This window comes from Peredibacter sp. HCB2-198 (genome assembly GCF_045999315.1).
Taxonomy (GTDB): domain Bacteria; phylum Bdellovibrionota; class Bacteriovoracia; order Bacteriovoracales; family Bacteriovoracaceae; genus Peredibacter.
The window spans coordinates 3,510,113-3,533,958 of record NZ_CP174607.1 but is presented as its reverse complement, the minus strand read 5'-3'; the positions used below and the strand labels follow the sequence as shown (position 1 = coordinate 3,533,958).

The window sequence follows — 23,846 nt, the reverse complement described above, 5'->3', positions numbered from 1 at the left end:
GCCATCCCTGGCCTTTTCGCAAACACGATTCAACCACTCACCGTACTCGCACCAGGTAAAAATACAAAAGCCCTAGCTTACGCTGAGGCTTTTGTATTTTTATTGGAGGAGACGGGCGGATTTATCTCGGCCTTCCTGGCCTCGACCCATATAGGGCTTACGTACTCGCTGGGCCATCGTGGCCCGCTCGCAAACCGCACGACGCTTCAATTGACCTCCAGTCTCTTAAAAATAAAAAACCCAGGAACAAGTCCTGGGTTTATTTATTTTGGAGGAGACGGGCGGATTTGAACCGCCGGCTTTACAGTTTTGCAAACTGCTCCCTTGGGCCACTCGGGCACGTCTCCAAAGTCGAATTGAAGTAGGTGAAGGAGAGTGTCTGCGATTGCTACAAATCTGTCAAGCACTTGCCATGCGTTAAAGCGAGAATATCATTGACCGGCCTAAGGTGTATGGTATATCAAACAGCCAAAACCTTATTCAAAAGTGAAAAATAATGAATCGCCGCGAATTTTTCCTGAGCTCTCTTGCTGCAACCTCTCTCATGATGCTTCCGCCTTGGGCACGTGCTGGTGAAAAATCTCTCATGAGTACATTTGGAATGGATGCTACTCTTCAAGATCTGGCACCACTACAAAGAATTTCTGGTTTTGGTGGCAGTACTGAAATCGAAGGTGATCTTTTCGATGAGGCCCATGAAGTTTTTTGGGCGAAAGATTATTATATACAGAAGAAAGGCGGTATCCCGGCGGTGAGTGCACAGTTTGATGTGGTGATCATTGGTGGTGGTATTTCAGGACTTTCGGCCGCTTACTATTTAACTGGTAAGAAGATTCTCATTATTGATGGCCATACTCGTTTTGGTGGAAATGCAAAATCGCAACTCTTTGGAAGAAACAATTATGTTTCTCAAGGTGCGGCCTATATCACAATGCCAGAGGCCGGTGATGAGATTGATACTTTCTTAGCTTCTTTAAAAATCAAAAATCTTTTTAGAAAGGTTGAGCACGAAGCTGAAGCGGTAAACATGAATGGCCGCTTTATTAATGGCTTCTGGGACGGAGCAACTGATCCTGCACGAGCAGATGAGTTCCGTTTTGCGCATAAGAAGTTTATGGATGTTTACGAAAATAATTATCCAGAACTTCCCATTTGGGATCCATCAGCAGCTGGTCGAAATCGCTTCAACTCTTTAGATGGTATTCCATTCACAAAATGGATTGAAGCTGAACTTGGCACAGTTCATCCTCACATCATGGAATACATCAGCATGTACTGCTGGTCCTCTTTTGGTGCGGCCCCAGAAGAGATTTCGGCCGCTCAAGGTTTGAACTTCCTTTCTTGTGACCTTGCAGGAACGCTGGTTCTTCCGGGAGGGAACGGAATTATTGCAGATGCTGTTTTCCAGAATTTAGCCAAGAGAAACAATGTGACTTTCCTTAACCACGCTTTCGCGGTTGATGTGCGTAGTGAAGGTGGGAAAGCGGTTGTGTGTTTTAAAAACGGCATGAACCAACTTCAAACTGTAAGTGCAAAGCACTGTATCGTGACTGCACCTAAGATGGTGTCGAAGAAAATCGTCAACGGCATGGATCCAATGCAAGAGAAGGCGATGAATAACATGCACTATCGTGCTTACCTTGTAGGGAACATTTTCCTTAAGAAGAAGATTCCTTCAATCGGATACGACATCTTCACCATGAATGGACAGAGTCCGACGAATGAATATAAAGACAGCATGAGCCGCGTATTCGCGGACATCGTATTTTCTGATTGGGCCGTGAAAGACATGACAGATAAGAGTGTTCTGACTCTGTATATGCCACTTCCTTACGATATGGCCCAACAGTATCTCTTCAACCCTGATCTTTATAATAAGTATCTTGAGCGCGTGAAAAATAGAATCTCTCCAATACTCCCTGGCATGGGACTTACTTGGAACGATGTCGCAGGAATGCGCCTGGTTCGTTACGGTCATGCTCTGCCTGTTGCTCATATCAACGGTGTTCGCAATGGCATGTTTGAAACGGCCCACCAATCAATTGATAACTGTATTCATTTCTCGAACCAAGACAACTGGGGTAACCCGTGTTTTGAAACGAGCTTTGGCTCAACACTTGGTGTGCTCAGAAGAATTATGTAATTCAGTTCTGATAATTTCCTTCCGGTCTTCACAAGTAGGCTGGAAGGAATTCTTAAACATGCTCTATATACTGAGCATGAAACAAATCGAAAAATTCATTTATACAATTCGTGGGCAGAGAGTGATGTTGGATTCGGATCTAGCGGAGCTTTATGGAGTAACCAATAAACGCCTTAGTGAGCAGGTAAGACGTAATCTCTCTAGGTTCCCATCTGATTTCATGTTCGAATGTGATTTAAGTGAGTTAGACGATTTGCGGTCGCAATTTGCGGCCGCAAATCCGCTAAGTGGTTGGAATGCCAAAAGAAGAACAATGCCAATGTTGTTCACAGAAAGTGGCGTGGCCATGCTTTCAACGGTGCTTAATAGTGAACGTGCCATCCAGGTCAACATCTCCATCATCCGCACCTTCATCAAACTCAGAAGCTTCCTAAGTCTAGAAACCTCAGCTTCACATAAAGTGGATGAGCTCGAGAAGAAAACAAACAAACTTTTTAAAATTGTATTTGAGAGAATGGACTCTTACGAAGAGGCAGTAACACCAAAGCTACCGCCTCATCGTAAAAAGATAGGTCTTAAACGTGATCAATAATTCCATGTTTCTTCGCCACTTCATCAAAGTGCTGAACCACTTTCTTCGCCCAGTTACGTTTCTCAATGTACTGGCCAGGGTAGAAGCTCTTCTTAAAGCCGTAGGCCACGATATCTTTCAAATGCTTCGGCTGGATTTCGAAGTTATCGAGAGCAAGTTTAAACTCGCGAGATACAGTCGTATTTGAAACAAGACGGTTATCTGTACAGATTGTTACCGACATACGGTTCTTCAGCATTTCCTTGAAATAGTGATCTTTGATCGACTTAATTTCAGGATTCGTTTGAAGGTTTGATGTAAGACACACTTCAATTGTTGTGCGTTTATCAGCAACGAAAGTAATAAGGTCGTTTAGATATTTTTTCTTATCAGTCACATTTGGATCAACGATCTTGTTCTCATCGAACAGATAGTAGCCGTGACCGATACGATCCGCGTGACACTCAGTAATGGCCTGGAAAATACTTTCCGCGCCGTAAGCTTCACCAGCGTGAACTGTTTTGTGCATGAAGTTTCTGTGAGCGTAGTCGTAAACCGCTTTGAATTTCCCTGGTGGGTAACCAGATTCCTGGCCCGCTAGATCAATCCCAACAATAGGAATACCTTTTTCATCACGAATCTTTACTGCCGCCTTCACCATCTGGAGAGCGCCTTCTCGAAGCACTTCCATCTCTTTTGAGTATTCCATGGATTTGAAGAAGCGAGTGTAGAAAGGAGAGTACCCTTTAGGGCCAAACTTTCTCATGGCACAGCTAATGATCCCATAATGGAATTCTGGCTTAGATCCGTTCTTGACCTCAGGACGATTGTTATATTCCTTTTTAGCGCGTTCTAGACCCTTATACGTGGCCTCTAGAACTGTCTCCATGGTTAGACCATTTTCAACGTCCACTAAAAGTTGAGGAGCAAAACGTGGTTCGATATAAACCACACCTTCATTTTGGTTATCCACTGCCAGTTCGTAAGAGGCCTGTTCGATGTTCTCGAGGTCTCTTAGGGCCGAGCAGGTGTACTGAAACCCGTGAAGGTAGTCCGGAAGGCTAGCGTAGGTGTCCTTGAACACTAACTCGCGAAGGCCTTCTTCGGTGAAAGAGGGAAGGTTAATTTTTAGTTTCTTCGCCATTTCGATCAGAGAAGGGATTCTCAGTGATCCGTCCAAGTGCAAATGCAGATCGGACTTAGGCATTTCTTTGATAAAAGCGTCTGTGTATTTAGTCATCCCCCTAAGTTACAAGACTTAGGGGGACATGAGCAAGAAATTAAGGTCTAAATTATTGGATTCAGTTAGTCAAAATTCCTATCGGCAAGAAGACGAATCACCCACCAACTGAGTATAAGGTCCTAGGATGTGAAAAAGATATTTTAGGTTGTTTGTCCCCTTCGCAATCAGGATGAAGTCCTGGCCACCAAGATCGTAAGCAACTCCTTTTATTAGTCGAACATTCATGCGATTGGCAGTTTCCATATTGCGAAGGTCCTCAAGAGTGGCCTCCAGAGTTTTTCTTACTTCAAATTTTTGAGTTTTAATTGATGAGCTATCTTTTACTTTTTCAACGGCCTCTTTGCCTTTAATGGTCAGTTGATAATATTCACTTTTGTTTTGAGGGTTACAGATCTTGATATAGTTGTCCTGAGCGAAAGCACCGAATGAAAAGGCCACAAACGCCAATGCAGATAGAAATTTCATAATGTCTCCTTAGGTTTGATGAGACATCTTTATCACAGAGAGGAATGGGTGGAGAAAAGTCTGAAGAAATAACACGGGACCGATTAAGGTCCCGTGATTGTTGAAATTACCAGCCTAGGATGTGGGCGAACATAAGTGGGGCAACGATTGTTGCATCACTTTCTACGATGAAGCTTGGAGTTTCCTTAGATAGTTTACCCCAAGTGATCTTCTCGTTAGGTACCGCACCTGAGTACGAACCGTATGAAGTTGTTGAATCAGAAATCTGACAGAAATAACCCCAAAGACGGATATCATCCTTCTCAAGGTCCTGACGGATCATTGGAACCACACAAATCGGGAAGTCACCAGCGATACCACCACCGATTTGGAAGAAACCGATCGAGCTTGTTTCTGCAGTTTTCATGTACCACTCAGCTAGAGAAGTCATGTATTCGATACCAGTTCTTACTGTGTGAACGTTCTTCACTTCACCACGCATGCAGAATGAAGCATACATGTTACCAAGAGTAGAGTCTTCCCAACCAGGAACTACCATTGGAATGTTCTTTTCAGCAGCAGCAAGCATCCAAGAGTTCTTTGGATCAATTTGGTAATCGTTCTTAAATTTACCTTTTAGAAGAGCACGGTAGAAGAACTCGTGAGGGAAACAACGTTCACCTTTTGCTTCAGCCTCTGCCCATTCTGCGGCCATAACGGCCCAGATTTTTCTCATCGCCGCTTCTTCTGGAATACAAGTATCAGTTACGCGGTTAAGGTGACGATCATAAAGATCTTGTTCAGCGTCGCGAGTAAGAGCGCGCCAGTCTGGAATACGCTCATAGTGATCGTGAGCAACGAGGTTGTAGATATCTTCTTCAAGGTTTGCACCAGTACATGAAATAGCATGTACTTTTCCGTTACGGATCATTTCAGCAAGTGAAAGGCCAAGCTCAGCTGTCGACATAGCACCAGCAAGAGTTACCATCATTTTACCACCAGAAGCGATGTGAGCTTCGTAAGCTTTCGTAGCGTCCATCATCGCAGCAGCGTTGAAGTGACGATAGTGGTGATCCATAAATTGAGAAACAGGTCCTTTAGTTGTCATATTGACTCTCTAGAATGCCGGCTAAGAGGCCGGGGCTCACATAATAGGTATATGCGCGCATATTTCATAGAAATCCACACAGGTCGTCAAGAGGGGAAAAAGAGAAAAAAGAACCCCCTCGTAAGAGGGGGAAATAAGATTCAATAGGTTGGAAGTTAATACTGACGAAGGTCCTCGGCAGACTTAGAAATATGCCCAGGAGGATCACTGGCCGGGAAGCTTTCTTCCAAAGCTTCGTCCACTTTCTCGTCCTCAGTCATGAGCCGAGATGTATCATCTTGCTTTGGAGAGGCCTCAGGATGAAAACGACTCTTTTCATTGGGCTTAACCATGTCCCGAAACTTCACAATCATTTCTTGGATAAAATTCATAACGACCTCGCTTTAGTGTCTGATCTCAATATGCTGGCTTTTCGTCGCATTTTGAGAAAGAGGTTTTCCGGTTACTGCAGATTTGACGAGACCAACCATCTGAACCATTTTACTGGCCGGAGAGTCCCAGATTTCTGCGCTTTCAATGTTTACGCTAATAAGAGAAAGTTCCGGGTCCATCAGTCCTTCTGGGAACCACGCCTTAAGAGTTGGATTCCATAGTTCTTGCATCTTGCTTCTATCTTCTACGATGTTCGCTCGTCCTGAGATCGAAACATAGCGCTGCTTACTTGGATTAGCGTAGGCGAGGTTCACATGCTGGTCTTTTTCAATGCAATGATTTTTGTGAGAAGTTTTCTTAGAAAAGAACCACAGTGTTCCATCGAAATGTTCCACATCCAGTTTTTGGGTCGCCATTGGACGACTATGAATTGAGCCGTCGTCACTAACTGTTGTTAGCATGGTGAATTGGATGTCGCTGATAAGACCCGCGAGCCGCTCCAAATCCATATCCACAGTATTCATAACCACTCCTTGGTTAATTATTCTTTCATTTATTCTACTCTCTTTGATTCAGATTGAATTGGGGCCCGCAACGAGAGAGGAAAGTAATTTCTTCAGTCAGGTGTCTAATTTTTTGACACCTGTTCTCCCTGTATTTTTGAGCTGGGCCGGCATAGATATTGAATTTAATCACTCAAACATTGAGGGTGGTAAACATGAAACATTTGCTTATGATTGCACTTCTTTTGTCTGCTAACGTTGTTTGGTCAAGAAGAGGACCAATCCCGCACGAAAGAACTGACACCCCAAAACTTAAAAATACAACCACTGGTCGTTTTCTCTATTTAGGTGATGTGCCTAAGTTTGAAGGTAATGAGCTGGAAATTACTATTTCAAAAATCAACCTGACTGCTCGAGTGACGGCCCATGTGAATCAAGGTCGTATTAATACTTATGCGAACCAACTCTTTATGCGTTGGAAGGCGATTAATGATGCCTCAAGCGATCCCATTTTTTCTCTCCACCCACTTGTTAAGATCAGTAAACTCGCTGAGGACAAGCCTAAAAATACTCAGGCCTGGGCGAAAATCGCTGAACAGTACTCCTCTCACATTCTAGACAACCATGGGGACATTTATCTCGAAAAGAGAAATGAGATAAACTATATAAGTAACCAGCAAGAAGATGAGTATGCGGCCCTTATTTCAGAGGCCCACTTTAAATACCTGTTTGATACAAATGAAAGACCTGAAGACGTTATTAACGATAATGCCAAGCTTGAACAGCTCCTATCGGAGCAAAACTCTGAAAGGCTCTTCAAGAAACACATGGGTCACCTGTTTACGACAAGCTCAGACAGACCAGGTTACCTGGGTTATATCACACTCGTGTATCCAATTGCGGCCACAGTAGAGGGTCCATTTGATCAACCGAAAGAGATGACGACTGATCTCAAAACGGCCGAATCCATTGAATCTCGTTGGTGGTCGAATAAATGGCAAGATGAGTTTGGCGGTTTCCCGTTCCTTCTTATTGAATGGAGTGGCGTGGCCTTCCATGGCCCGATCACAAACTATTCTCCACTGGACGTGTGGTATCTTCGTCGTGGCTACGTTTCTCATGGTTGTCACCGCATGGATTCATCTGACATCCTGGAGCTTCGTGCCCTTATGCCGGCCGATCTTAAAAAGGCCGCGAACAAAATTAAAGTGACTGTGCTTGATTACTTCGATGTGGTTGACTGGAACAGAGATGGTACTCTTGAAGCGATTGATGTGAAGTACTATAACATTCCAGGCTCAATTGCGGTGCCTAAAGGTAAAACGATAGATGAAGCAATTGCACCTTACTTAGTTGAAAATCAAAAATCAAAGTTCATCAATAGCAATAAGTACGCTGAGAAATTCTATACTGCTGCCATTGATAAACTAAAAAACATTCCAAAGTACGAGATCGTTGGTAAAAAGCTGACTCGTAATGGGACTCACTCAGAAGTCGGGCTCTACCGTTTTGACTATCGTCCTAACCGAATCATTCAGTATACTGAAATTGGTCATAAGCTAATGGGCTTTGACGATACCTTCGGTAAATATCCTCCGAAGTATTTCCAGAAGTACTAGGTTGAGGACTCCTGATTCTTCCTATAAATTGCAATGATGATTAACGAATAGGCCCCCAATCGAATTAAGTAGATGAGGGGGCTTATCTCTTTTGAGACACCCAAGTATCCCAGCAGAACTCTTTCAAAGGACATAATAAAAAAGGCCAGGGCGAAATACAGAAAGAGTTTGTCGTAAGTCTTTTTCCAGAACTTCCAAAAAAAGAGCCCCGTCACAAGAGTTCCCATCATAATAATTCCAGAGAAAAACGAGGCCGGTGGTAAATACATGATGGTCTCCTATGTTTCTTCTTTGATAAGTCCGTACACCATAAGAATAATGGCAATACTTCCAGGGATAGTTCGAATGGTGGACATGTCTATATGATGGATGACCTTCTCATCCAAAAACAAAAGTATGTTGTTCAATGTAAAACCAGTGAAAGCAATGGCACACCAAAAGAGTAATCGGAAACGATTCTCCTTATAGGCCCTGAAAAGAAGAAAGGCGCAAAAAAAACTGGTTACAGCACAGAGTATGTATACTGCGGATGCCATATTAATCCTTTTTGATTTTGAAGGCGTTGGCAAAGCTCTTCAACTTGTCTTGTGGTTTATCGTATATGCAAGCTATGACTGCGACTGGTTTGTCGTGATAAAGGACATACAAGGCCTTGATGAGCTCATGATGTTCTTCAGGAACATAGAAATAAGAACGAGACTCATCAACCTTGATAAGTCCTTTTTGTTGTAGATTCTCTAGTTGAATTGTTGCTGCTGTCACATTACTTCGAAATTCTTTGCTCACACTTTGAGCGTCCCATTTCTTGTCTGGTGTTGAGAACAACATTAAGAGAACCTCAAGATGAGAAATTGAATCGATGTATTCAATTAAGAACGATTTAATTTCTAAAGGTAAACTTGAGGTAGGCAAAATAAGTCTCCTTTCTCTCTGAAAAAAAGTTTACTAGAGTCATTTTTCACTCTTGTCTCCGTCTTGATTCCTCTATAAAACCGGGCATCAAATTAAGAACAATTAAGTGATCTCATTGTTCTTAAATGAATTGAGATCATTTTTCAAAACTTTTCTTCAGGAGTAAAAATCTTGAGAACGAAATCGAGCAGTAATAAGGCCACTAAAAAGGTCAATGTGAATCAAGCATTACTTTCTAGAAAGCGTGATGAAGATTTTCCATCAAAGGTCGTCAGAAAAACTGCTCGTGCTTATCAAGAAGATTCTGATAGAGAACAATTAAAACAAATTCTTCTCATGGTGAAGGGCATTCGCAGCGGAGATTTTTCCATGCGATTGGAAATGGAAAACGACACTGTCCTTGGCGACATCGCCGACGTCTTAAATGATATTAACGAGATTAACTATAATATGGCGAACGAGTTTGTTCGCGTAGGGCGCATCGTAGGTAAAGAAGGAAAGATGACTGAGCGATTGACCATTGGCTCTATCAAAGGAGCTTGGTCAACCAGTGTGGAATCTGTAAACACTCTTATTACCGATCTGGTCCAACCAACTACTGAGGCCGCTCGAGTTATCACGGCGGTGGCCAAAGGCGACTTGTCTCAAAAGATGGTAATGGAAATTGAGGGAACTCCCTTAAAAGGAGAATTTGCCCGGATCGGTATGACCGTGAATACCATGGTGGATCAGCTTAACTCATTTGCCAGCGAGGTTACTCGTGTGGCGAAGGAAGTGGGTACCGAAGGGAAACTGGGCGGGCAGGCAGATGTAAAAGGCGTGTCTGGTACCTGGAAAGATCTGACTGATAACGTGAACGTTCTTGCAGGTAACTTAACGGCGCAGGTACGTAACATCGCGAAGGTGACAACGGCGGTGGCGAAAGGTGACCTTTCACAGAAGATTACTGTGGATGCCCGAGGAGAAATTTACGAACTAAAAACAACCATCAACGTGATGGTGGATCAGCTTTCATCTTTTGCGGCCGAGGTTACTCGTGTGGCGAAGGAAGTGGGTACGGAAGGTCGTCTGGGTGGACAGGCAGATGTAAAAGGTGTGTCAGGTACGTGGAAAGACCTAACAGATAACGTGAATGGTCTCGCGAACAATCTAACAGCTCAGGTGCGAAACATCGCAAAGGTAACAACAGCGGTTGCGAATGGTGACTTGTCTCAGAAAATCACCGTAGATGCTCGCGGTGAGATCCTTGAACTTAAAAATACCATTAACACCATGGTGGACACACTACGTTCCTTCTCTGCCGAGGTGACTCGTGTGGCGAAGGAAGTGGGGAGTGAAGGTAAGCTGGGTGGACAGGCGGATGTAAAAGGTGTGTCTGGTACTTGGAAAGATCTGACGGACAACGTGAATGGTCTGGCCGGTAACTTAACAGCGCAGGTACGTAACATCGCGAAGGTGACGACCGCGGTTGCTAAAGGTGACCTTTCTCAGAAAATTACAGTAGATGCTAAGGGTGAAATCTTAGAGCTAAAAAATACCATCAACATCATGGTGGACCAGCTTAACTCATTCGCGGCCGAGGTAACTCGTGTGGCGAAAGAAGTGGGTACAGAAGGAAAACTAGGTGGTCAGGCGGAAGTGAAGGGTGTGTCTGGTACATGGAAAGACCTGACTGATAACGTGAACGTTCTTGCCGGTAACTTAACAGATCAGGTGCGAAACATCGCAAAGGTAACTACGGCGGTTGCGAACGGTGACCTTTCTCAGAAAATTACCGTAGATGCCAAAGGTGAAATCTTCGAACTTAAAAACACTATCAATGTGATGGTGGATCAGTTGAACTCATTCGCGGCCGAGGTGACTCGTGTGGCGAAGGAAGTAGGTACAGAAGGGAAACTAGGTGGACAAGCGGACGTTAAAGGTGTGTCGGGTACTTGGAAAGATTTGACCGACAACGTGAATGGTCTAGCTGGAAACTTAACAGATCAGGTGCGAAACATTGCAAAGGTAACAACTGCGGTTGCGAAGGGTGACCTTTCACAAAAAATTACGGTTGATGCGAAAGGCGAGATCCTTGAACTTAAAAATACCATTAACACCATGGTGGACCAGCTCAACACATTCGCAGGCGAGGTAACTCGTGTGGCGAAAGAAGTGGGTACTGAGGGACGTCTGGGTGGCCAGGCCGAAGTAAAAGGTGTGTCAGGTACGTGGAAAGACCTGACTGATAACGTGAACTCACTTGCGGGAAATCTAACAGCGCAGGTACGTAACATCGCGAAGGTGACAACTGCGGTTGCTCAAGGTGACTTATCACAGAAAATTACCGTAGATGCCAAAGGTGAAATTTACGAATTGAAAAACACGATCAACGTGATGGTGGATCAGCTGAATTCATTTGCTGCCGAGGTAACTCGTGTGGCGAAAGAAGTGGGTACAGAAGGACGTCTGGGCGGACAAGCGGAAGTTAAAGGTGTGTCGGGTACCTGGAAAGATCTAACTGATAACGTGAACGTTCTTGCGGGTAACCTTACTAACCAAGTACGTAACATTGCCAAGGTGACGACTGCTGTTGCGAAGGGTGACCTTTCTCAGAAAATTACAGTAGATGCCAAAGGCGAGATCTTAGAATTAAAAAATACGATTAACACCATGGTGGATCAGCTCAATACATTCGCCGGCGAGGTAACTCGTGTGGCGAAGGAAGTGGGTACTGAGGGACGCCTGGGTGGCCAGGCGGAAGTGAAAGGTGTTTCTGGTACATGGAAAGACCTGACTGATAACGTGAACTCTCTTGCAGGAAATCTGACCGCACAGGTGCGTAACATTGCGAAGGTGACAACAGCGGTAGCACAAGGTGACCTTTCTCAAAAGATTACGGTAGATGCGAAGGGCGAGATCCTGGAGCTAAAAAATACCATCAATACCATGGTGGATCAGCTGAACTCATTCGCGGCCGAGGTGACTCGTGTGGCGAAGGAAGTGGGTACCGAAGGAAAACTGGGTGGGCAGGCAGATGTAAAAGGAGTGTCTGGTACTTGGAAAGACCTGACTGATAACGTGAACTTCATGGCCTCGAACCTTACAAAACAGGTGCGCGGTATCGTGAAAGTTGTGACGGCGGTTGCAAACGGTGACCTAAACCAAAAATTCGTTCTTGAAGCGAAAGGGGAAGTGGCAGCCCTTGCAGAAACCATCAACAGCATGACGGACACCCTGAGAACATTTGCCGATCAGGTAACAACGGTTGCTCGCGAAGTGGGTATTGAAGGTAAACTGGGGGCGCAAGCGCGAGTGCCTGGTGTGGCCGGCACGTGGAAAGACCTGACTGATAACGTGAACTTCATGGCCTCTAACCTTACAAAACAGGTGCGTGGTATCGTGAAAGTTGTGACGGCGGTTGCAAACGGTGACCTAAACCAGAAGTTCGTTCTTGAAGCGAAAGGGGAAGTGGCGGCCCTCGCTGAAACAATTAACAGCATGACTGATACGTTGAGAACATTCGCTGATCAGGTAACAACCACAGCAAGAGAAGTGGGTATTGAAGGTAAGCTAGGTGGACAAGCGAAAGTTCCAGGTGCGGCCGGTACTTGGAAAGATTTGACGGACAACGTGAACCAACTCGCAGGAAACCTAACAACTCAGATCCGAGCGATTGCCGAGGTATCAACAGCGGTGACGGAAGGAGATTTGACTCGTTTAATTACGGTCGAAGCTCAAGGTGAAGTTGCGGCCCTGAAAGATAATATTAACCAGATGATTGGTAACTTGAAGGACACAACTGATAAGAACCATGAGCAGGACTGGTTAAAAACCAACCTCGCCAAATTTGCGAGTATGATGCAAGGTCAGCGCTCAATTACATCTGTCGCTCAGTTGATTATGTCTGAACTGACTCCTCTGGTGGACGCTCAACAAGGCACATTCTTTATCATGGATCCGGACAATAAGCCTGAGCCGATTCTCTCTATGATCGCGAGCTATGCTTTCACAGAAAGAAAGAACTTTCAGAATTACTATAAACTTCGTGAAAGTTTGGTCGGTCAGTGCGCCTTTGAGAAGAAAAAGATTCTGGTGAATAAAGCGCCGAATGATTATGTCTATGTGGCATCAAGCTTAGGTGAAACGAAGCCTGTAAATATAATTGTTCTTCCTATTCTGTTTGAAGGTGAAGTGAAGGCCGTGATTGAACTTGCTTCGATTCATACGTTCTCTCAGAACTATCTCAACTTCCTTGATCAACTTGTGACAAGTATCGGAGTTGTGTTGAACATGATCGCTTCTTCAATGAGAACTGAAGAACTTCTTATTGAGCTTAAAAAATCGAACTCTGAACTTGAAGCTCAAGCAAAAGAACTGGAAGAAAAAGCGAAACTCCTGGAAATTAAAAACCAAGAAGTGGAGCTTGCTTCTCATTCAGTCGAAGAAAAAGCTGAACAGCTTTCACTTATCTCGAAGTATAAGTCAGAGTTCCTGGCCAATATGTCACATGAGCTTAGAACTCCACTTAATAGCTTGTTGATCCTCTCGAAAATGCTTTCTGAGAATCGCGAGAGCAATATGACAGATGAGCAAGTGAAGTTTGCTCAGACCATTTATTCCTCTGGATGCGATCTTCTTGCTCTCATTAATGAGATCCTAGACCTATCGAAGGTAGAGGCAGGGAAAATGCCAATCGTACCTCGTGATGTGAAAGTTCCGGAGATCTCAGAATACTTGGAACACAGTTTCCGCCCAGTGGCCAATCATAAAGGAATAGACTTCATTATTGATGCTGGCGAAGACGTGAAGAACCTTATTGTTAATACTGATGTGACCAGAGTTCAGCAGATTTTGAAGAACCTTCTCTCAAATGCTTTCAAGTTTACTGAACAAGGTAGGGTAACTCTTAAAATTCAGCAAACCAATGTTAAAGGTGAGCAGGCCTTAATGTTTGCAGTGACGGATACTGGAATTGGCATTCCTAAAGAGAAGCAAAGCCTTATCTTCGAGGCCTTCCAACAAGCTGATGGTACAACGAACCGTAAGTATGGCGGTACAGGACTGGGTCTAACGATTAGCCGACAGATTGCTCGTCTTTTAGGCGGTAGTATTGAAGTGAAAAGTTCTCCAGGTCAGGGAAGTACATTCACACTTTACCTGCCTATTAATTATCGTACCCAGGGAGAAGCGCTGGAAGTATTACCAGTTCAAGATGATTTACCAACGGAACTCTCAAAGCTCCCGGCAGACGCTGATTTTAGCGATAAAAAGGTGCTTGTCATTGATGATGATATGAGAAATATCTTCGCCATCACTGTGATCCTGGAACGTCGTGGAATGGAAGTTCTTTATGCTGATAACGGGCGAGCTGGAATTGAGAAATTAAAAGAGAATCCGGATGTGGACGTTATCCTGATGGACATCATGATGCCTGAAATGGGAGGAATTGAGGCCACTCAGGAAATCAGAACCATGCCGGAATTTAAAGATTTGCCGATCATTACTCTCACCGCTAAAGCGATGAAAGGAGACCGAGAAAAATGTCTGGAAGCAGGGGCGACCGACTATATTACGAAGCCAGTAGATACAGATAATCTTTTGGCCATAATGCATAAGTGGATGAAGAAGAAAACTTCAGTAAGTTTGGGCCAATGAAAAAAGTAAATATCCTGGTCGTAGATGACAGGCCTGAGGGTGTAATGGCCGTTCAGGCCGTTCTGAACTCGCCTAACTACAACGTAGTTACGGCAAGCTCCGGTAATGAAGCATTAAAACATCTCTTGAAGATGGAATTTGCTGTTATTCTCTTAGACGTTCAGATGCCTGGGATGAATGGTTTTGAGACGGCCTCTATTGTTAAGACCCGTGAAAAGAGCAAGGACATTCCTATCATCTTTATGTCGGCCGTGAGCCAGGATGAACAATATGTTTATCAAGGTTATGGGGTGGGGGCAATTGATTATCTTTTGAAGCCTTTCGATCCCTATATCTTAAGATCTAAGGTCGCCATCTTTGTTGATATTTTCCGCAAGAATCAACTCATTAAAGATCAAGCAACCAAACTCTATGAATCTGAGCAGAAGGCCCATGCGGAGAAAATTGATCGCATGGAAATGGAAAACCTTCGTCGCTATCAATATCTGGCGGACTCCATTCCTCAAATCGTTTTTCGTCTTTTACCGAATGGTGAGTACGAGTACTTTAATAAAGTTTGGTACGAGTATACAGGTTTGAGTCAAGACAAGAGTCAGGGACTGGCCTGGAAAGATGTGATTCATCCAGACGACCTGCAGGAACTTATGAGTCTCTTTAGGGACGGTAATGAGGCCATGGTTTCTGAGTGTCGAATCCTGAATCATAAAGGGGAGTTTCGCTGGCACTTAGTTCGAATTCAGGCCGAGCGCTATTTTAATCCAAAGGAAATCAGTGCTTGGTTAGGAACTGCCACGGACATTGAGGATCGTAAACGCGAAGAAGAAATGCAGAAGTTTCTGGCCGAAGCAGGTGAGATACTGGTTTCTACACTCGATTATCGTCTTACTCTTCAATCTATTACCAAACTGGCGGTGCCTTATCTTGCTGATTGGTGTGCTTTCGACATCGTCAATGAGGAGGGCAAATTAGAAAACCTGGTCATCACTCATAAAGACCCGCAAAAGCAAGAGTTGGCGATCAAGCTACATGACAAATATCTTTGTCGTCCTGACAGTGAAGTTGGTGCGGCCAAGGTGATTAAGACCGGAAAATACATCGTCTTTAATGATATTGACCAAGAGCTTATTCAGCGAGTGTCACTGGATGAAGAGCAAAAGCAGCTTACGACAGAACTGGCCGCAACGGCCGCTCTGGTTGTTCCACTGAAACTTCATGGAAAGGTCTTAGGTGCTTTGACGTTTGCAGTTGCTGGCAATCGTATGAAATATGATCAATATTTTATTGATACGGCCGAAGAACTCTCAAAACGTGTTTCCCTTGCCTTTGAAAACTCTAAGCTTTATCGAATTTCTCAAGAGGCGATTGAAGTTCGTAATGAGTTTTTATCAATTGCTTCCCATGAGCTGAATACACCTATTACCTCATTGAAGCTCCAACTTCAAATGGTGAGGAAGACCTTACTTGCGAGTAGAGATGGCCAGATCCCAATGGATCGTTTTACAAAGTCCGTAGATGCCTCAGTCAAACAAGTGGACCGATTAATTAATCTTGTTCAGATTCTTTTGGATGTGTCCCGAATCCAGTCAGGACGCTTTACATTTAATTTCGAAGAACTGAACGCCCAAGACGTCGTAAAAGAAGTCTATGAAAGACATAAAGAGATCCTGGTGAACTCTGGCTGTAATCTTGAGATGAAACTGGGAGAAAATATTCCTGTAGTGTGGGACAAAATCCGCATTGAGCAAGTGATCACAAACCTTCTTACGAATACGATTAAATATGCTCCTGGCTTAGTGGAACTAACCATGGAAGAGGTGGAGGACCAGGTTACCATCACTGTCAGAGATCATGGGAAGGGAATCCCCGAGAATAAGCTTAAGAGCATCTTTGAACGTTTTGAACGTGCCACCACCAATGAGAGTGTGAGTGGTCTTGGACTTGGACTTTTTATTGTGAAGCAGATTGTTGATGGTCATATGGGTAAAATTGAAGTGAAGTCTAGTCCAGAAGAAGGAACTACATTTAAAGTGACCTTACCTAAAGACGTGAATGAAGCTATGGAGAAGTTCCAAGCTGAACAGTCTTCGGAGAGTCAGTATCATTAAGTGCTTTTCCGGTCTTCGCATCAATGAGGTATTGATGATTCACTTCATAGATCCAGCCGAATTTCGGATCTTGCTCCAAAGACCAATGCCCTTCGGGTTTAATACCTTTCTCCTGAAGCTTTTGGGCCGCGGAACTAAGTGAGATCATTCCTTCACCTGGCTCCAGTTCATCTCCCTTATTGAGATTGTCTCCTGAGGCCTCTTCAAACTTTCCATTTCTTCGAAACTCTATTTTGATTTTTGTATTGGCAAGAGACTTTATGGTGAAGTCGCGGCCTTGTTGAAGATCGACTTTGCCTCTGGGGACCATGGAGAGGGCAATGGACTCAGGAACTGCGGCCTGAGTTGTTAGTGATAAGATGGCCAGTATAAGTATGGGCCCCTTCATTGGATCTCCCTGTTATAGAGTCGAAGCATATCCTTCGGTATCAGGAAGGATGTGACGAATCTTATGTTCTGCAAACTCCTGGATCATCGCATCGTTAAAGGCTGGAATATCAGAGGGACGCTGACTGGTAATAAAGCGGTGATCAATCACCACTTTTTCATTGATCCAGTGGCCCCCTGCATTTTCAATATCAGTTTTGATTGATGGATAAGAGGTCAAAGTTCTCCCTTTAAGACCTCCAGTTTCAATCAAAAGTTGTGGCCCATGACAGATGGCCGCAATAGGACGATGTTTATTTACAAAAGACATTGCAAACGCCACTGCCTCTGCATTTTCTCGAAGCTTATCTGGATTAATAACTCCTCCTGGAAGAAGAAGGAAATCAAACTCCATGGACCAGGCCTCTCGAACTGTCATATCCACCTCAATGGTTTTACCCCAATTGGTGTGGTTCCAGCCTTTAATTTTTCCCTTCTGTAAGGAAATAACATGAGTGACCGCGCCTGCGCGCTCCAATGCTACTTTGGGTAAAAATAATTCTGATTGTTCAAAACCATCAGTGGCAAGAATGGCCACATGAGTTCCTGCAAGAGGTCTTGGTTCTAATGGCGTATGTTTAGGAAGAAATCTTCGATGCAATAATTTTTCTACAACTTCAAACATATAAACCTCCGTGTTTAATGTTTTTCTCCTCCTGGCCCTATTACGTTGAAGAGTCTTGGCTTCACGAATGAAGGACGAGTGATTTTCTGCTGTTCACTGGGACGGGTTTTTTTGTTGATTTCATCCAGCATGATGGGTGAACCCAGATCAATGGAAAGCAGGAGTGCTTCAATAATTTTAATGTCCGCCAGACCTTCTTCTCCTGAAGGTTCGGGCCTCTTCTTCTTTTGAATACACTCTGAGAAGTAAATAAGCTCCGGAGCAAACTGATCGCGCTTCGGATATTTTTTGGTGATGATCTTTTTTTCTTCGTAGATTTTTAAGGACATGGTGGTTGAGTACTCATACCCTTTTTCTAGGCGCAGACGGCCCTTTGTACCGATGAGGTCATAATCTGCACTGGCAAAGGCCCCAAAGCTAATAGAGAATGTGGCCTGTCGATCGTCGGGAAACTTCATGACACAGCTAACGAGTTCATCCACTTTTTTAAAGCGGGAGTCTCTACTGTGGCCAGACATGGCAAAGACTTCGATCGGTTCTGCTTTAAACAAATAGCGGGCGGCATTGATGCAATAAATGCCGATATCGTAAAGAGGCCCCCCACCTTTTTCCACTTCATCCAGCCTGATATTGTTGTGATCTTTTACCTGCATGGTGAATATAGAGTTGAATATCTTCAAATCGCCGAGTTGTTTTGATTGGGCAATCTTGATCGCCTCAAGATTAGCTGCCTCAAAGTGCAAACGATAAGCAATCATTAACTGGATATCGTTCTTATCCGCTTCATTAATCATAGAAAGACAGTCTTCTGTCGTGACGGCCATGGGTTTCTCACAGAGAACGTGCACACCATATTTAGCGGCGGTTTCCATGATATTTCGGTGATAAAAATTTGGAGTCGCAATATAAACGGCGTCTACCACTCCGGAGCGAAGACATTCTTCGAACTCTGAGTAGAGGTAGCATTTATCGACTTTATATTTCTCACCTAAACGCTTTAGCTTTTCCTTGTCTCCGGAAACCAGGGCAACTAACTTGGAATTTTTTCTAGCATTTCTAAATGCAGGAAGCACAGCAACTTGTGCAATATACCCCAGTCCTACCACAGCGTAGCGAATTTTCTTCTTCTTGCTTTTGCCAATGAGCATAGAGACTCCTCCCGCGCTCATTTTGCAAGCAAAGTGCCGGCCTTAAGTGATGATTAAAACTATTTTGCTTGGGGAACTTCGCAACAGATGGGGAAGTTTGACAAGTAATCTCTGCAAATTGAGGGAAGGGTCGAAGCCCATTAGACTTTCCTTAGGATCACACGGAGGTGAATCATGGCAGGAAGCATTTGGAAAGGATCAATCAGTTTTGGACTTTTAAATATTCCAGTTTCTCTTCAAAAAGCAGAAGAAGGAAATGATCTCCACTTTTCTATGCTCGATGGAAAAGATTTATCCCCGATTAAATATAAAAAGGTCAGTGGCAAAGACGGAAAAGAAGTTCCCTGGAACAGGATCGTCAAAGGTTACGAGTATGAGAAAGGTCAATTTGTGATCATTGAAAAAGATGATTTTAAACGCGCCAACCCCAAGGCCACACAGACCATTGATATTGAGGACTTCGTGGATCTGGATGAAATTGATCCTATGTTTCTGGAGAAGCCATATTACCTGGTGCCGCAGAAGAATGGGATCAAAGGCTATTTCTTATTGGCCGAGGCCCTGAAGAAATCTAAGAAAGTGGCCATCGCTAAAGTCATTATCAGAACGAAGCAACACCTGGGTGCGATTATGACCAGGGGAGATTATCTTATTTTGGAAATTCTACGCTTTTCCCATGAAGTATTGGAAGTGGATGAGGTGGAGTATTTGAGTGATATTCAACGTCCAAAATTTTCTGCCAAAGAAGTTAAGATGGCCCAAGAACTCATTGATGGAATGACTGGTAAATGGAGGCCTGATCAATATAAAGACACTTACAACGATGACCTCTTGAAAATCATTAATCTTAAAATTGAGGCCGGTGAAGGTAAGGAAGTTGATCTGGGTGAAGTACCAAAGGCGGAAAAGGGGAACACCGGTGTGGTGGTAGATCTTATGCCTCTTCTTAAAAAATCCTTGGAAGAAAAGAAAAAAGGGAAGACGGCCAAAGAGGCCCCTGCTTCTAAGAAGAAGACCGCCAAGAAAACAGCACGAAAACGAGCGAGTTAAATATGAAAAGTTCATTGAAAGAATACAATGCTAAACGAGATTTTAAAAAGACCCGGGAGCCATCAGGAAAAAAGGCCGTCTCTAAAGGGAAGAAATTAAAATTCGTTGTTCAAGAACATCATGCTAGAAGACTTCACTATGACTTCCGATTGGAAATGGATGGAGTGTTAAAGAGCTGGGCCGTTCCTAAAGGACCTTCACTTGATCCACAAGATAAGCGACTCGCTGTTCAGACTGAAGATCACCCAATGGAGTATGCTAAGTTTCATGGAACTATTCCCGAGGGAGAATATGGGGCGGGAGAAGTGTTTATCTGGGACAAGGGGACCTGGGAATGCGACGATGATGATCCTCATGAGGCACTGGAAAAGGGTCAATTAAAATTTCACCTTCATGGCGATAAACTCAACGGTGGTTTTGTTCTGGTCCGAACGAATTATCGAAATGAGAGCAAGAAAAATTGGCTTCTCATCAAACACCATGATGAATTTGAAGAAACAAAAAAGCCAACAAAGAAGGTCTCAAAAAAAAAGCTCGCAAGTTAGGCCAGGATAAGTGGCCTGGATTTATTCCTCCTCAATTACCACGGTTAGTAACCGAAGTTCCTTCTGAAGAGTCCCGATGGATCCATGAAATGAAACTTGATGGATATCGAGTGCAGACTCATCTAAAAAATGGAGTAGGAACTTTGTATACCCGAAGTGGTCTGGATTGGAGCAACACTTTCCCGCACATCCTTTATGCTTTAGAACAGCTTCCGGTTCAAAACGCCATTTTTGACGGGGAGATCGTTGCTTTGGATGAAGAAGGGAAAAGTAATTTTCAAAGGCTGCAGAATTCTTTGAAAAGTAAAAATGATTTAAGACTTCAATACTTCCTCTTCGATCTTCTATATCTGGACGGGGTGGATCTAAGAGAACTGCCTCTCTTAGAGAGGAAAGCGAAACTTATTGAGCTCTTAAAAGATGCTTCACCTTTATTACACCTAAGTGAACATGTGGAAGGATCAGGAGATGACTTTTATCAAATCTCTTGTGAAGAAGGGCTGGAAGGTATTGTCTCTAAGCTGGCCAATAGCCCTTATATACCGGGAAGGAATGATCTGTGGGTGAAGACCAAGTGTAGTTTGAGACAAGAATTTGTCATTGGTGGCTGGACCGAACCCAAAGGTGGAAGAACCGGGATAGGTGCTCTCTTACTGGGAACTTTTGAGAAAAAGAAATTTCGCTATGTGGGTAGAGTTGGAACTGGATTTAATACCTCGACGTTAAGAGATATTAAAAAAGAACTTTCGTCCATTGAAGAAGAGGAATCACCTTTTGAGGTCAATTCCCCCAGAGGGAAAGATATTCATTGGGTGAAACCGGAAAAGCTCTGCGAGGTTTCCTTTGGAAATTGGACCGATGAAGGAATTCTTCGAACACCGGTCTTTCAGGGAATGCGCGAGGACAAGGAGGCACAGGACGTGGTTAAAGAAATAGCAAAGGAGATTTCTTCCCCAGAAAAAATCTTATTTAAGAAAGAAAAAATTACAAAACAAAGAGTGCTTGAATATTATCGGGCCGTCTCTAAAGTGATGTTGCCTTACATGGCCGACCGACCTCTCTCTTTAGTTCGTTGCCCCAATGGAAGTGAGTCTCAGTGTTTTTTCCAGAAACACATTTCGGGAAAGGTACCTGATGCTTTTAATACTTTCCCCATTAAAGAGGAGAAAGGATCGGGAATATATTTATCAGTGAGTACCGGACGTGGCCTTGAGGAGCTTGTTCAATTAAATGCCTTTGAGCTTCATGCCTGGAACAGTCATTGGAAGACCTATATGAGACCGGATCAGATTGTGATGGATTTGGATCCAGGAACTGGGGTTCCATGGAAAGAGGTGGTCTCGGCCGCCTTTGAATTAAAAGAGATGTTGGATGATTTGGGCCTAGAATCTTTTGTGAAGTTGACCGGTGGAAAAGGACTTCACGTCCATATCCCTGTGGCCCCTTTATATGACTGGGACCAAATTAAATCATTTTCGGAGGCACTTGCTCTCGAGCTTGTCTCTAGAAATCCTAAAAAGTACGTGGCCAATATGTCTAAGAAGATCCGGCACAAGAAAATCTTTGTGGATTATTTAAGAAACGGTTATGGGGCCACTGCCGTTGTTCCATATTCTCTGAGAGCAAAGCCTCTTAGCGCGGTGGCATTACCACTTGAGTGGAGTGAACTTAAAAGGATTAAAGGGCCCCAGGAATTTACCCTGGAAAAAGCGCTTAAGAAAATTAAGGCACGAAAGAAGGACCCATGGACAGGAATGTTAAAACTTAAACAGAAGATTTCCATCTTAACACCGGCCAAGAAATTGGCCGCTTAATAATTGACCTGCAAGAAGTAGGAAAGAATATCTTTAATGCCTTGAGTTTCCCGACGGAAGTGTTCTCGCTGGGCCTTGGTAATAGTTGGAAGTAACTTCTTTAAGATCTCTAGGTTTTTGTTGGATGTAAGGCCCTCTTCCTGATACTCAACAAAGGCCTCTTGAAACAGTTCCTGCCTTGTTGTTGGCGAAATGTCTTGAGCGTAAATATGTTTGAACTTTTGATGAAGCTTTCTTCTTCGTTCGACTCTTTTATTGGTTTGCTCCATAAAGTAGTCGCCATAGTTTGTAATGACTTGTTTTTGATTTGTATTAATACTACCTAGAAATCTTTCCAGTCGTTCTTCGATTTCTTCAAGACGCTCTTCTTTGTCTTTTTGTACAATCTGACGATTTTCTTCTTCTACTTCATCAAAGAATTCTTTTTGCTGTTTATAATCGAGCTTGGCCATGTACTTTGACATAACGTTTGAGAAGTCTTTGGCGATCTTGCGATAAAAGTTTTCGAGTTTCTTGTAATGCTCTTCAAGTTTGGCCTCGTTTTCGAGCTTCATATCATCAATGACTGGAACAATTTCTTGAGCTACGGGTTTTTGATTATTCAAAAACTTGTCTATGTCCTTACCTAATTCATTCTTCTGTGCGGAGTAGAGGGGGATTCTTTTTGTTACTTGATGCCCTAGAAGGGTGTCCGCATTATCAACGGCCAGTTTTTTAGCTGCACAACCATAACCAATAAGAACAATGAGGAAGAAGGTAGCGATTCTCATGACTTTATTCTTTCAGCTCTTTGACGGGAAGTAATGAACGCATGAGTAAAGGCCGTCTTCTGTAGTCGGCCTTTAAATGAAAAATTTGTCAAAGCCGGACAATTTTTGCAAGCTATTATAATGTTGAATCTCGATAGCTACCGGTCGAGCACTGATTACCGGGAAATACTACGTATCCTTCAAAAAGCGTCTTCATTGCAGGACAACTTCATTTGGCAGTCTCACGCCATTGGTAAGTCTATTATTCCTATACATCATTTTGAGATCGATTTTGTGACCCGCGAAGTGGTGATCTACTTTGATACTCAAAAATATATGATGGATAATGATTTGCCCCTATATGTGAAGCTGGATTATCACACCAGCGTTTTCAAAGTGACGGACTACCGTGTAGGTCTGGATGCGGTTTATTTCACATTTCCTGCTCTGATAAAGACCATGGAGCTTCGTGGAACTCCTCGACATTCATTTCAGCCGAATCAAGATCGAGCTGTAAGTCTCAAGCCGACCTTGACTGGAATGAATCGTGAATTAAGTCATGAACTTCAGGTTAGAGTGATGGATATTTCAGAGGCCGGTCTAGGACTAATTGTTTCTGAGCACAACCGATCATTCTTAAAAAATAACCGTATCCTTTGGGTGACTCGACTCCAAGATATCCAACTTCAGTATCCGATCTTAGCGGAAGTGGTTTACATCAATAACGAAGTTGATTCCAAATACCAAACCCGTAAGCAAAAAGAGATGAAGGTAGGACTAAAACTTTCGGGCACAATTCCGCCAGACATTTATCATAAGTTTATTCAATAAG

21 protein-coding genes and 1 tRNA gene are annotated in these 23,846 nt (G+C 43.5%); 9 read left to right on the top strand and 13 right to left on the bottom strand.

Annotated elements, in window-relative coordinates:
• Positions 1–269: 269 nt before the first annotated feature.
• Positions 270–347: transfer RNA gene (locus ACJVC5_RS17750), tRNA-Cys, on the bottom strand.
• Between the two features lie 149 nt (positions 348–496).
• Between ACJVC5_RS17750 and ACJVC5_RS17745 the strand changes: the two genes are divergently transcribed.
• Together ACJVC5_RS17745 and ACJVC5_RS17740 are read left to right on the top strand one after the other, a co-directional pair.
• Positions 497–2,143 carry an FAD-dependent oxidoreductase gene (locus ACJVC5_RS17745; protein WP_408096884.1) on the top strand — a complete coding sequence of 549 codons (1,647 nt, stop codon included), beginning with the start codon at positions 497–499 and terminating at the stop codon, positions 2,141–2,143.
• A gap of 76 nt (positions 2,144–2,219) precedes the next feature.
• Complete coding sequence (locus ACJVC5_RS17740) at positions 2,220–2,735, top strand: ORF6N domain-containing protein (protein WP_408096883.1); 516 nt, start codon at positions 2,220–2,222, stop codon at positions 2,733–2,735.
• Here ACJVC5_RS17740 and ACJVC5_RS17735 read toward each other — a convergent pair.
• The 5 genes from ACJVC5_RS17735 to ACJVC5_RS17715 form a co-directional block, all read right to left on the bottom strand.
• Positions 2,719–3,954, bottom strand: a complete 1,236-nt coding sequence (locus tag ACJVC5_RS17735) for an adenosine deaminase family protein (RefSeq protein ID WP_408096882.1) — start codon at positions 3,952–3,954, stop codon at positions 2,719–2,721. The two genes, ACJVC5_RS17740 and ACJVC5_RS17735, sit on opposite strands and share 17 nt — an antisense overlap.
• A gap of 78 nt (positions 3,955–4,032) precedes the next feature.
• The gene (locus ACJVC5_RS17730) at positions 4,033–4,422 is read right to left on the bottom strand and encodes a hypothetical protein (protein ID WP_408096881.1); all 390 of its coding nucleotides are present in this window, start codon (positions 4,420–4,422) and stop codon (positions 4,033–4,035) included.
• Positions 4,423–4,528: 106 nt separating this feature from the next.
• On the bottom strand, positions 4,529–5,509 hold the full coding sequence (locus ACJVC5_RS17725) for a deoxyhypusine synthase family protein (RefSeq protein WP_408096880.1): 981 nt from the start codon (positions 5,507–5,509) through the stop codon (positions 4,529–4,531).
• 155 nt (positions 5,510–5,664) lie between these two features.
• Positions 5,665–5,880 (bottom strand): hypothetical protein, encoded by a 216-nt coding sequence (locus tag ACJVC5_RS17720; protein ID WP_408096879.1) that lies wholly within the window; start codon positions 5,878–5,880, stop codon positions 5,665–5,667.
• Between the two features lie 12 nt (positions 5,881–5,892).
• Positions 5,893–6,405 carry a pyridoxamine 5'-phosphate oxidase family protein gene (locus tag ACJVC5_RS17715; RefSeq protein WP_408096878.1) on the bottom strand — a complete coding sequence of 171 codons (513 nt, stop codon included), beginning with the start codon at positions 6,403–6,405 and terminating at the stop codon, positions 5,893–5,895.
• 194 nt (positions 6,406–6,599) lie between these two features.
• On the opposite strand from ACJVC5_RS17715, the gene ACJVC5_RS17710 reads away from it, so the two are divergent.
• Positions 6,600–8,003 carry a L,D-transpeptidase family protein gene (locus ACJVC5_RS17710; protein WP_408096877.1) on the top strand — a complete coding sequence of 468 codons (1,404 nt, stop codon included), beginning with the start codon at positions 6,600–6,602 and terminating at the stop codon, positions 8,001–8,003.
• On the opposite strand, the gene ACJVC5_RS17705 is transcribed toward ACJVC5_RS17710, so the two are convergent.
• From ACJVC5_RS17705 to ACJVC5_RS17695, 3 genes are read right to left on the bottom strand one after another with little or no spacing between them, the layout of a single operon-like run.
• A complete protein-coding gene (locus ACJVC5_RS17705; protein WP_408096876.1) occupies positions 8,000–8,272 on the bottom strand; it encodes a DUF5985 family protein in 273 nt (90 codons plus the stop codon). The two genes, ACJVC5_RS17710 and ACJVC5_RS17705, sit on opposite strands and share 4 nt — an antisense overlap.
• Positions 8,273–8,281: 9 nt before the next feature.
• Entirely contained in the window at positions 8,282–8,539 is a 258-nt protein-coding gene (locus ACJVC5_RS17700) for a DUF5985 family protein (RefSeq protein ID WP_408096875.1), read from the bottom strand.
• A gap of 1 nt (position 8,540) precedes the next feature.
• Positions 8,541–8,915, bottom strand: a complete 375-nt coding sequence (locus ACJVC5_RS17695; RefSeq protein WP_408096874.1) for a hypothetical protein — start codon at positions 8,913–8,915, stop codon at positions 8,541–8,543.
• Positions 8,916–9,242: 327 nt separating this feature from the next.
• On the opposite strand from ACJVC5_RS17695, the gene ACJVC5_RS17690 reads away from it, so the two are divergent.
• Together ACJVC5_RS17690 and ACJVC5_RS17685 are read left to right on the top strand one after the other, a co-directional pair.
• Positions 9,243–14,552, top strand: coding sequence for a HAMP domain-containing protein (locus tag ACJVC5_RS17690; protein ID WP_408099254.1), 5,310 nt, complete (start codon positions 9,243–9,245; stop codon positions 14,550–14,552).
• Complete coding sequence (locus tag ACJVC5_RS17685) at positions 14,549–16,657, top strand: hybrid sensor histidine kinase/response regulator (protein ID WP_408096873.1); 2,109 nt, start codon at positions 14,549–14,551, stop codon at positions 16,655–16,657. The genes ACJVC5_RS17690 and ACJVC5_RS17685 overlap by 4 nt, the downstream gene beginning before the upstream one ends.
• On the opposite strand, the gene ACJVC5_RS17680 is transcribed toward ACJVC5_RS17685, so the two are convergent.
• From ACJVC5_RS17680 to ACJVC5_RS17670, 3 genes are read right to left on the bottom strand one after another with little or no spacing between them, the layout of a single operon-like run.
• Entirely contained in the window at positions 16,608–17,045 is a 438-nt protein-coding gene (locus ACJVC5_RS17680) for a hypothetical protein (protein ID WP_408096872.1), read from the bottom strand. The genes ACJVC5_RS17685 and ACJVC5_RS17680 overlap by 50 nt on opposite strands.
• Before the next feature lie 12 nt (positions 17,046–17,057).
• A complete protein-coding gene (locus ACJVC5_RS17675; protein ID WP_408096871.1) occupies positions 17,058–17,708 on the bottom strand; it encodes a type 1 glutamine amidotransferase domain-containing protein in 651 nt (216 codons plus the stop codon).
• A gap of 14 nt (positions 17,709–17,722) precedes the next feature.
• Complete coding sequence (locus tag ACJVC5_RS17670; protein WP_408096870.1) at positions 17,723–18,856, bottom strand: Gfo/Idh/MocA family protein; 1,134 nt, start codon at positions 18,854–18,856, stop codon at positions 17,723–17,725.
• A 174-nt stretch (positions 18,857–19,030) separates the two neighbouring features.
• On the opposite strand from ACJVC5_RS17670, the gene ACJVC5_RS17665 reads away from it, so the two are divergent.
• From ACJVC5_RS17665 to ligD, 3 genes are read left to right on the top strand one after another with little or no spacing between them, the layout of a single operon-like run.
• Positions 19,031–19,906, top strand: a complete 876-nt coding sequence (locus ACJVC5_RS17665) for a Ku protein (RefSeq protein WP_408096869.1) — start codon at positions 19,031–19,033, stop codon at positions 19,904–19,906.
• A gap of 2 nt (positions 19,907–19,908) precedes the next feature.
• Complete coding sequence (locus ACJVC5_RS17660; protein ID WP_408096868.1) at positions 19,909–20,451, top strand: DNA polymerase ligase N-terminal domain-containing protein; 543 nt, start codon at positions 19,909–19,911, stop codon at positions 20,449–20,451.
• A gap of 23 nt (positions 20,452–20,474) precedes the next feature.
• Positions 20,475–22,265 carry a DNA ligase D gene (gene ligD / locus ACJVC5_RS17655; protein WP_408099253.1) on the top strand — a complete coding sequence of 597 codons (1,791 nt, stop codon included), beginning with the start codon at positions 20,475–20,477 and terminating at the stop codon, positions 22,263–22,265.
• Here the strand turns inward: ligD and ACJVC5_RS17650 are convergent.
• A complete protein-coding gene (locus tag ACJVC5_RS17650) occupies positions 22,262–23,035 on the bottom strand; it encodes a DUF6279 family lipoprotein (RefSeq protein ID WP_408096867.1) in 774 nt (257 codons plus the stop codon). The two genes, ligD and ACJVC5_RS17650, sit on opposite strands and share 4 nt — an antisense overlap.
• Positions 23,036–23,155: 120 nt before the next feature.
• Here ACJVC5_RS17650 and ACJVC5_RS17645 point away from each other — a divergent pair, with 120 nt between their 5' ends.
• On the top strand, positions 23,156–23,845 hold the full coding sequence (locus ACJVC5_RS17645) for a hypothetical protein (RefSeq protein ID WP_408096866.1): 690 nt from the start codon (positions 23,156–23,158) through the stop codon (positions 23,843–23,845).
• Position 23,846: the final 1 nt, after the last annotated feature.

What these genes read in the sequence shown, in the direction of transcription:
- ACJVC5_RS17735 (WP_408096882.1), bottom strand. Translation starts at nt 3,954, where the DNA reads ATGACTAAATACACAGACGCTTTTATCAAAGAAATGCCTAAGTCCGAT.
- ACJVC5_RS17660 (WP_408096868.1), top strand. Translation starts at nt 19,909, where the DNA reads ATGAAAAGTTCATTGAAAGAATACAATGCTAAACGAGATTTTAAAAAG.
- ACJVC5_RS17665 (WP_408096869.1), top strand. Translation starts at nt 19,031, where the DNA reads ATGGCAGGAAGCATTTGGAAAGGATCAATCAGTTTTGGACTTTTAAAT.
- ACJVC5_RS17650 (WP_408096867.1), bottom strand. Translation starts at nt 23,035, where the DNA reads ATGAGAATCGCTACCTTCTTCCTCATTGTTCTTATTGGTTATGGTTGT.
- ACJVC5_RS17685 (WP_408096873.1), top strand. Translation starts at nt 14,549, where the DNA reads ATGAAAAAAGTAAATATCCTGGTCGTAGATGACAGGCCTGAGGGTGTA.
- ACJVC5_RS17725 (WP_408096880.1), bottom strand. Translation starts at nt 5,509, where the DNA reads ATGACAACTAAAGGACCTGTTTCTCAATTTATGGATCACCACTATCGT.
- ACJVC5_RS17715 (WP_408096878.1), bottom strand. Translation starts at nt 6,405, where the DNA reads ATGAATACTGTGGATATGGATTTGGAGCGGCTCGCGGGTCTTATCAGC.
- ACJVC5_RS17700 (WP_408096875.1), bottom strand. Translation starts at nt 8,539, where the DNA reads ATGGCATCCGCAGTATACATACTCTGTGCTGTAACCAGTTTTTTTTGC.
- ACJVC5_RS17705 (WP_408096876.1), bottom strand. Translation starts at nt 8,272, where the DNA reads ATGTATTTACCACCGGCCTCGTTTTTCTCTGGAATTATTATGATGGGA.
- ACJVC5_RS17675 (WP_408096871.1), bottom strand. Translation starts at nt 17,708, where the DNA reads ATGTTTGAAGTTGTAGAAAAATTATTGCATCGAAGATTTCTTCCTAAA.
- ACJVC5_RS17720 (WP_408096879.1), bottom strand. Translation starts at nt 5,880, where the DNA reads ATGAATTTTATCCAAGAAATGATTGTGAAGTTTCGGGACATGGTTAAG.
- ACJVC5_RS17670 (WP_408096870.1), bottom strand. Translation starts at nt 18,856, where the DNA reads ATGCTCATTGGCAAAAGCAAGAAGAAGAAAATTCGCTACGCTGTGGTA.
- ACJVC5_RS17740 (WP_408096883.1), top strand. Translation starts at nt 2,220, where the DNA reads ATGAAACAAATCGAAAAATTCATTTATACAATTCGTGGGCAGAGAGTG.
- ACJVC5_RS17680 (WP_408096872.1), bottom strand. Translation starts at nt 17,045, where the DNA reads ATGAAGGGGCCCATACTTATACTGGCCATCTTATCACTAACAACTCAG.
- ACJVC5_RS17745 (WP_408096884.1), top strand. Translation starts at nt 497, where the DNA reads ATGAATCGCCGCGAATTTTTCCTGAGCTCTCTTGCTGCAACCTCTCTC.
- ACJVC5_RS17710 (WP_408096877.1), top strand. Translation starts at nt 6,600, where the DNA reads ATGAAACATTTGCTTATGATTGCACTTCTTTTGTCTGCTAACGTTGTT.
- ACJVC5_RS17645 (WP_408096866.1), top strand. Translation starts at nt 23,156, where the DNA reads ATGTTGAATCTCGATAGCTACCGGTCGAGCACTGATTACCGGGAAATA.
- ACJVC5_RS17730 (WP_408096881.1), bottom strand. Translation starts at nt 4,422, where the DNA reads ATGAAATTTCTATCTGCATTGGCGTTTGTGGCCTTTTCATTCGGTGCT.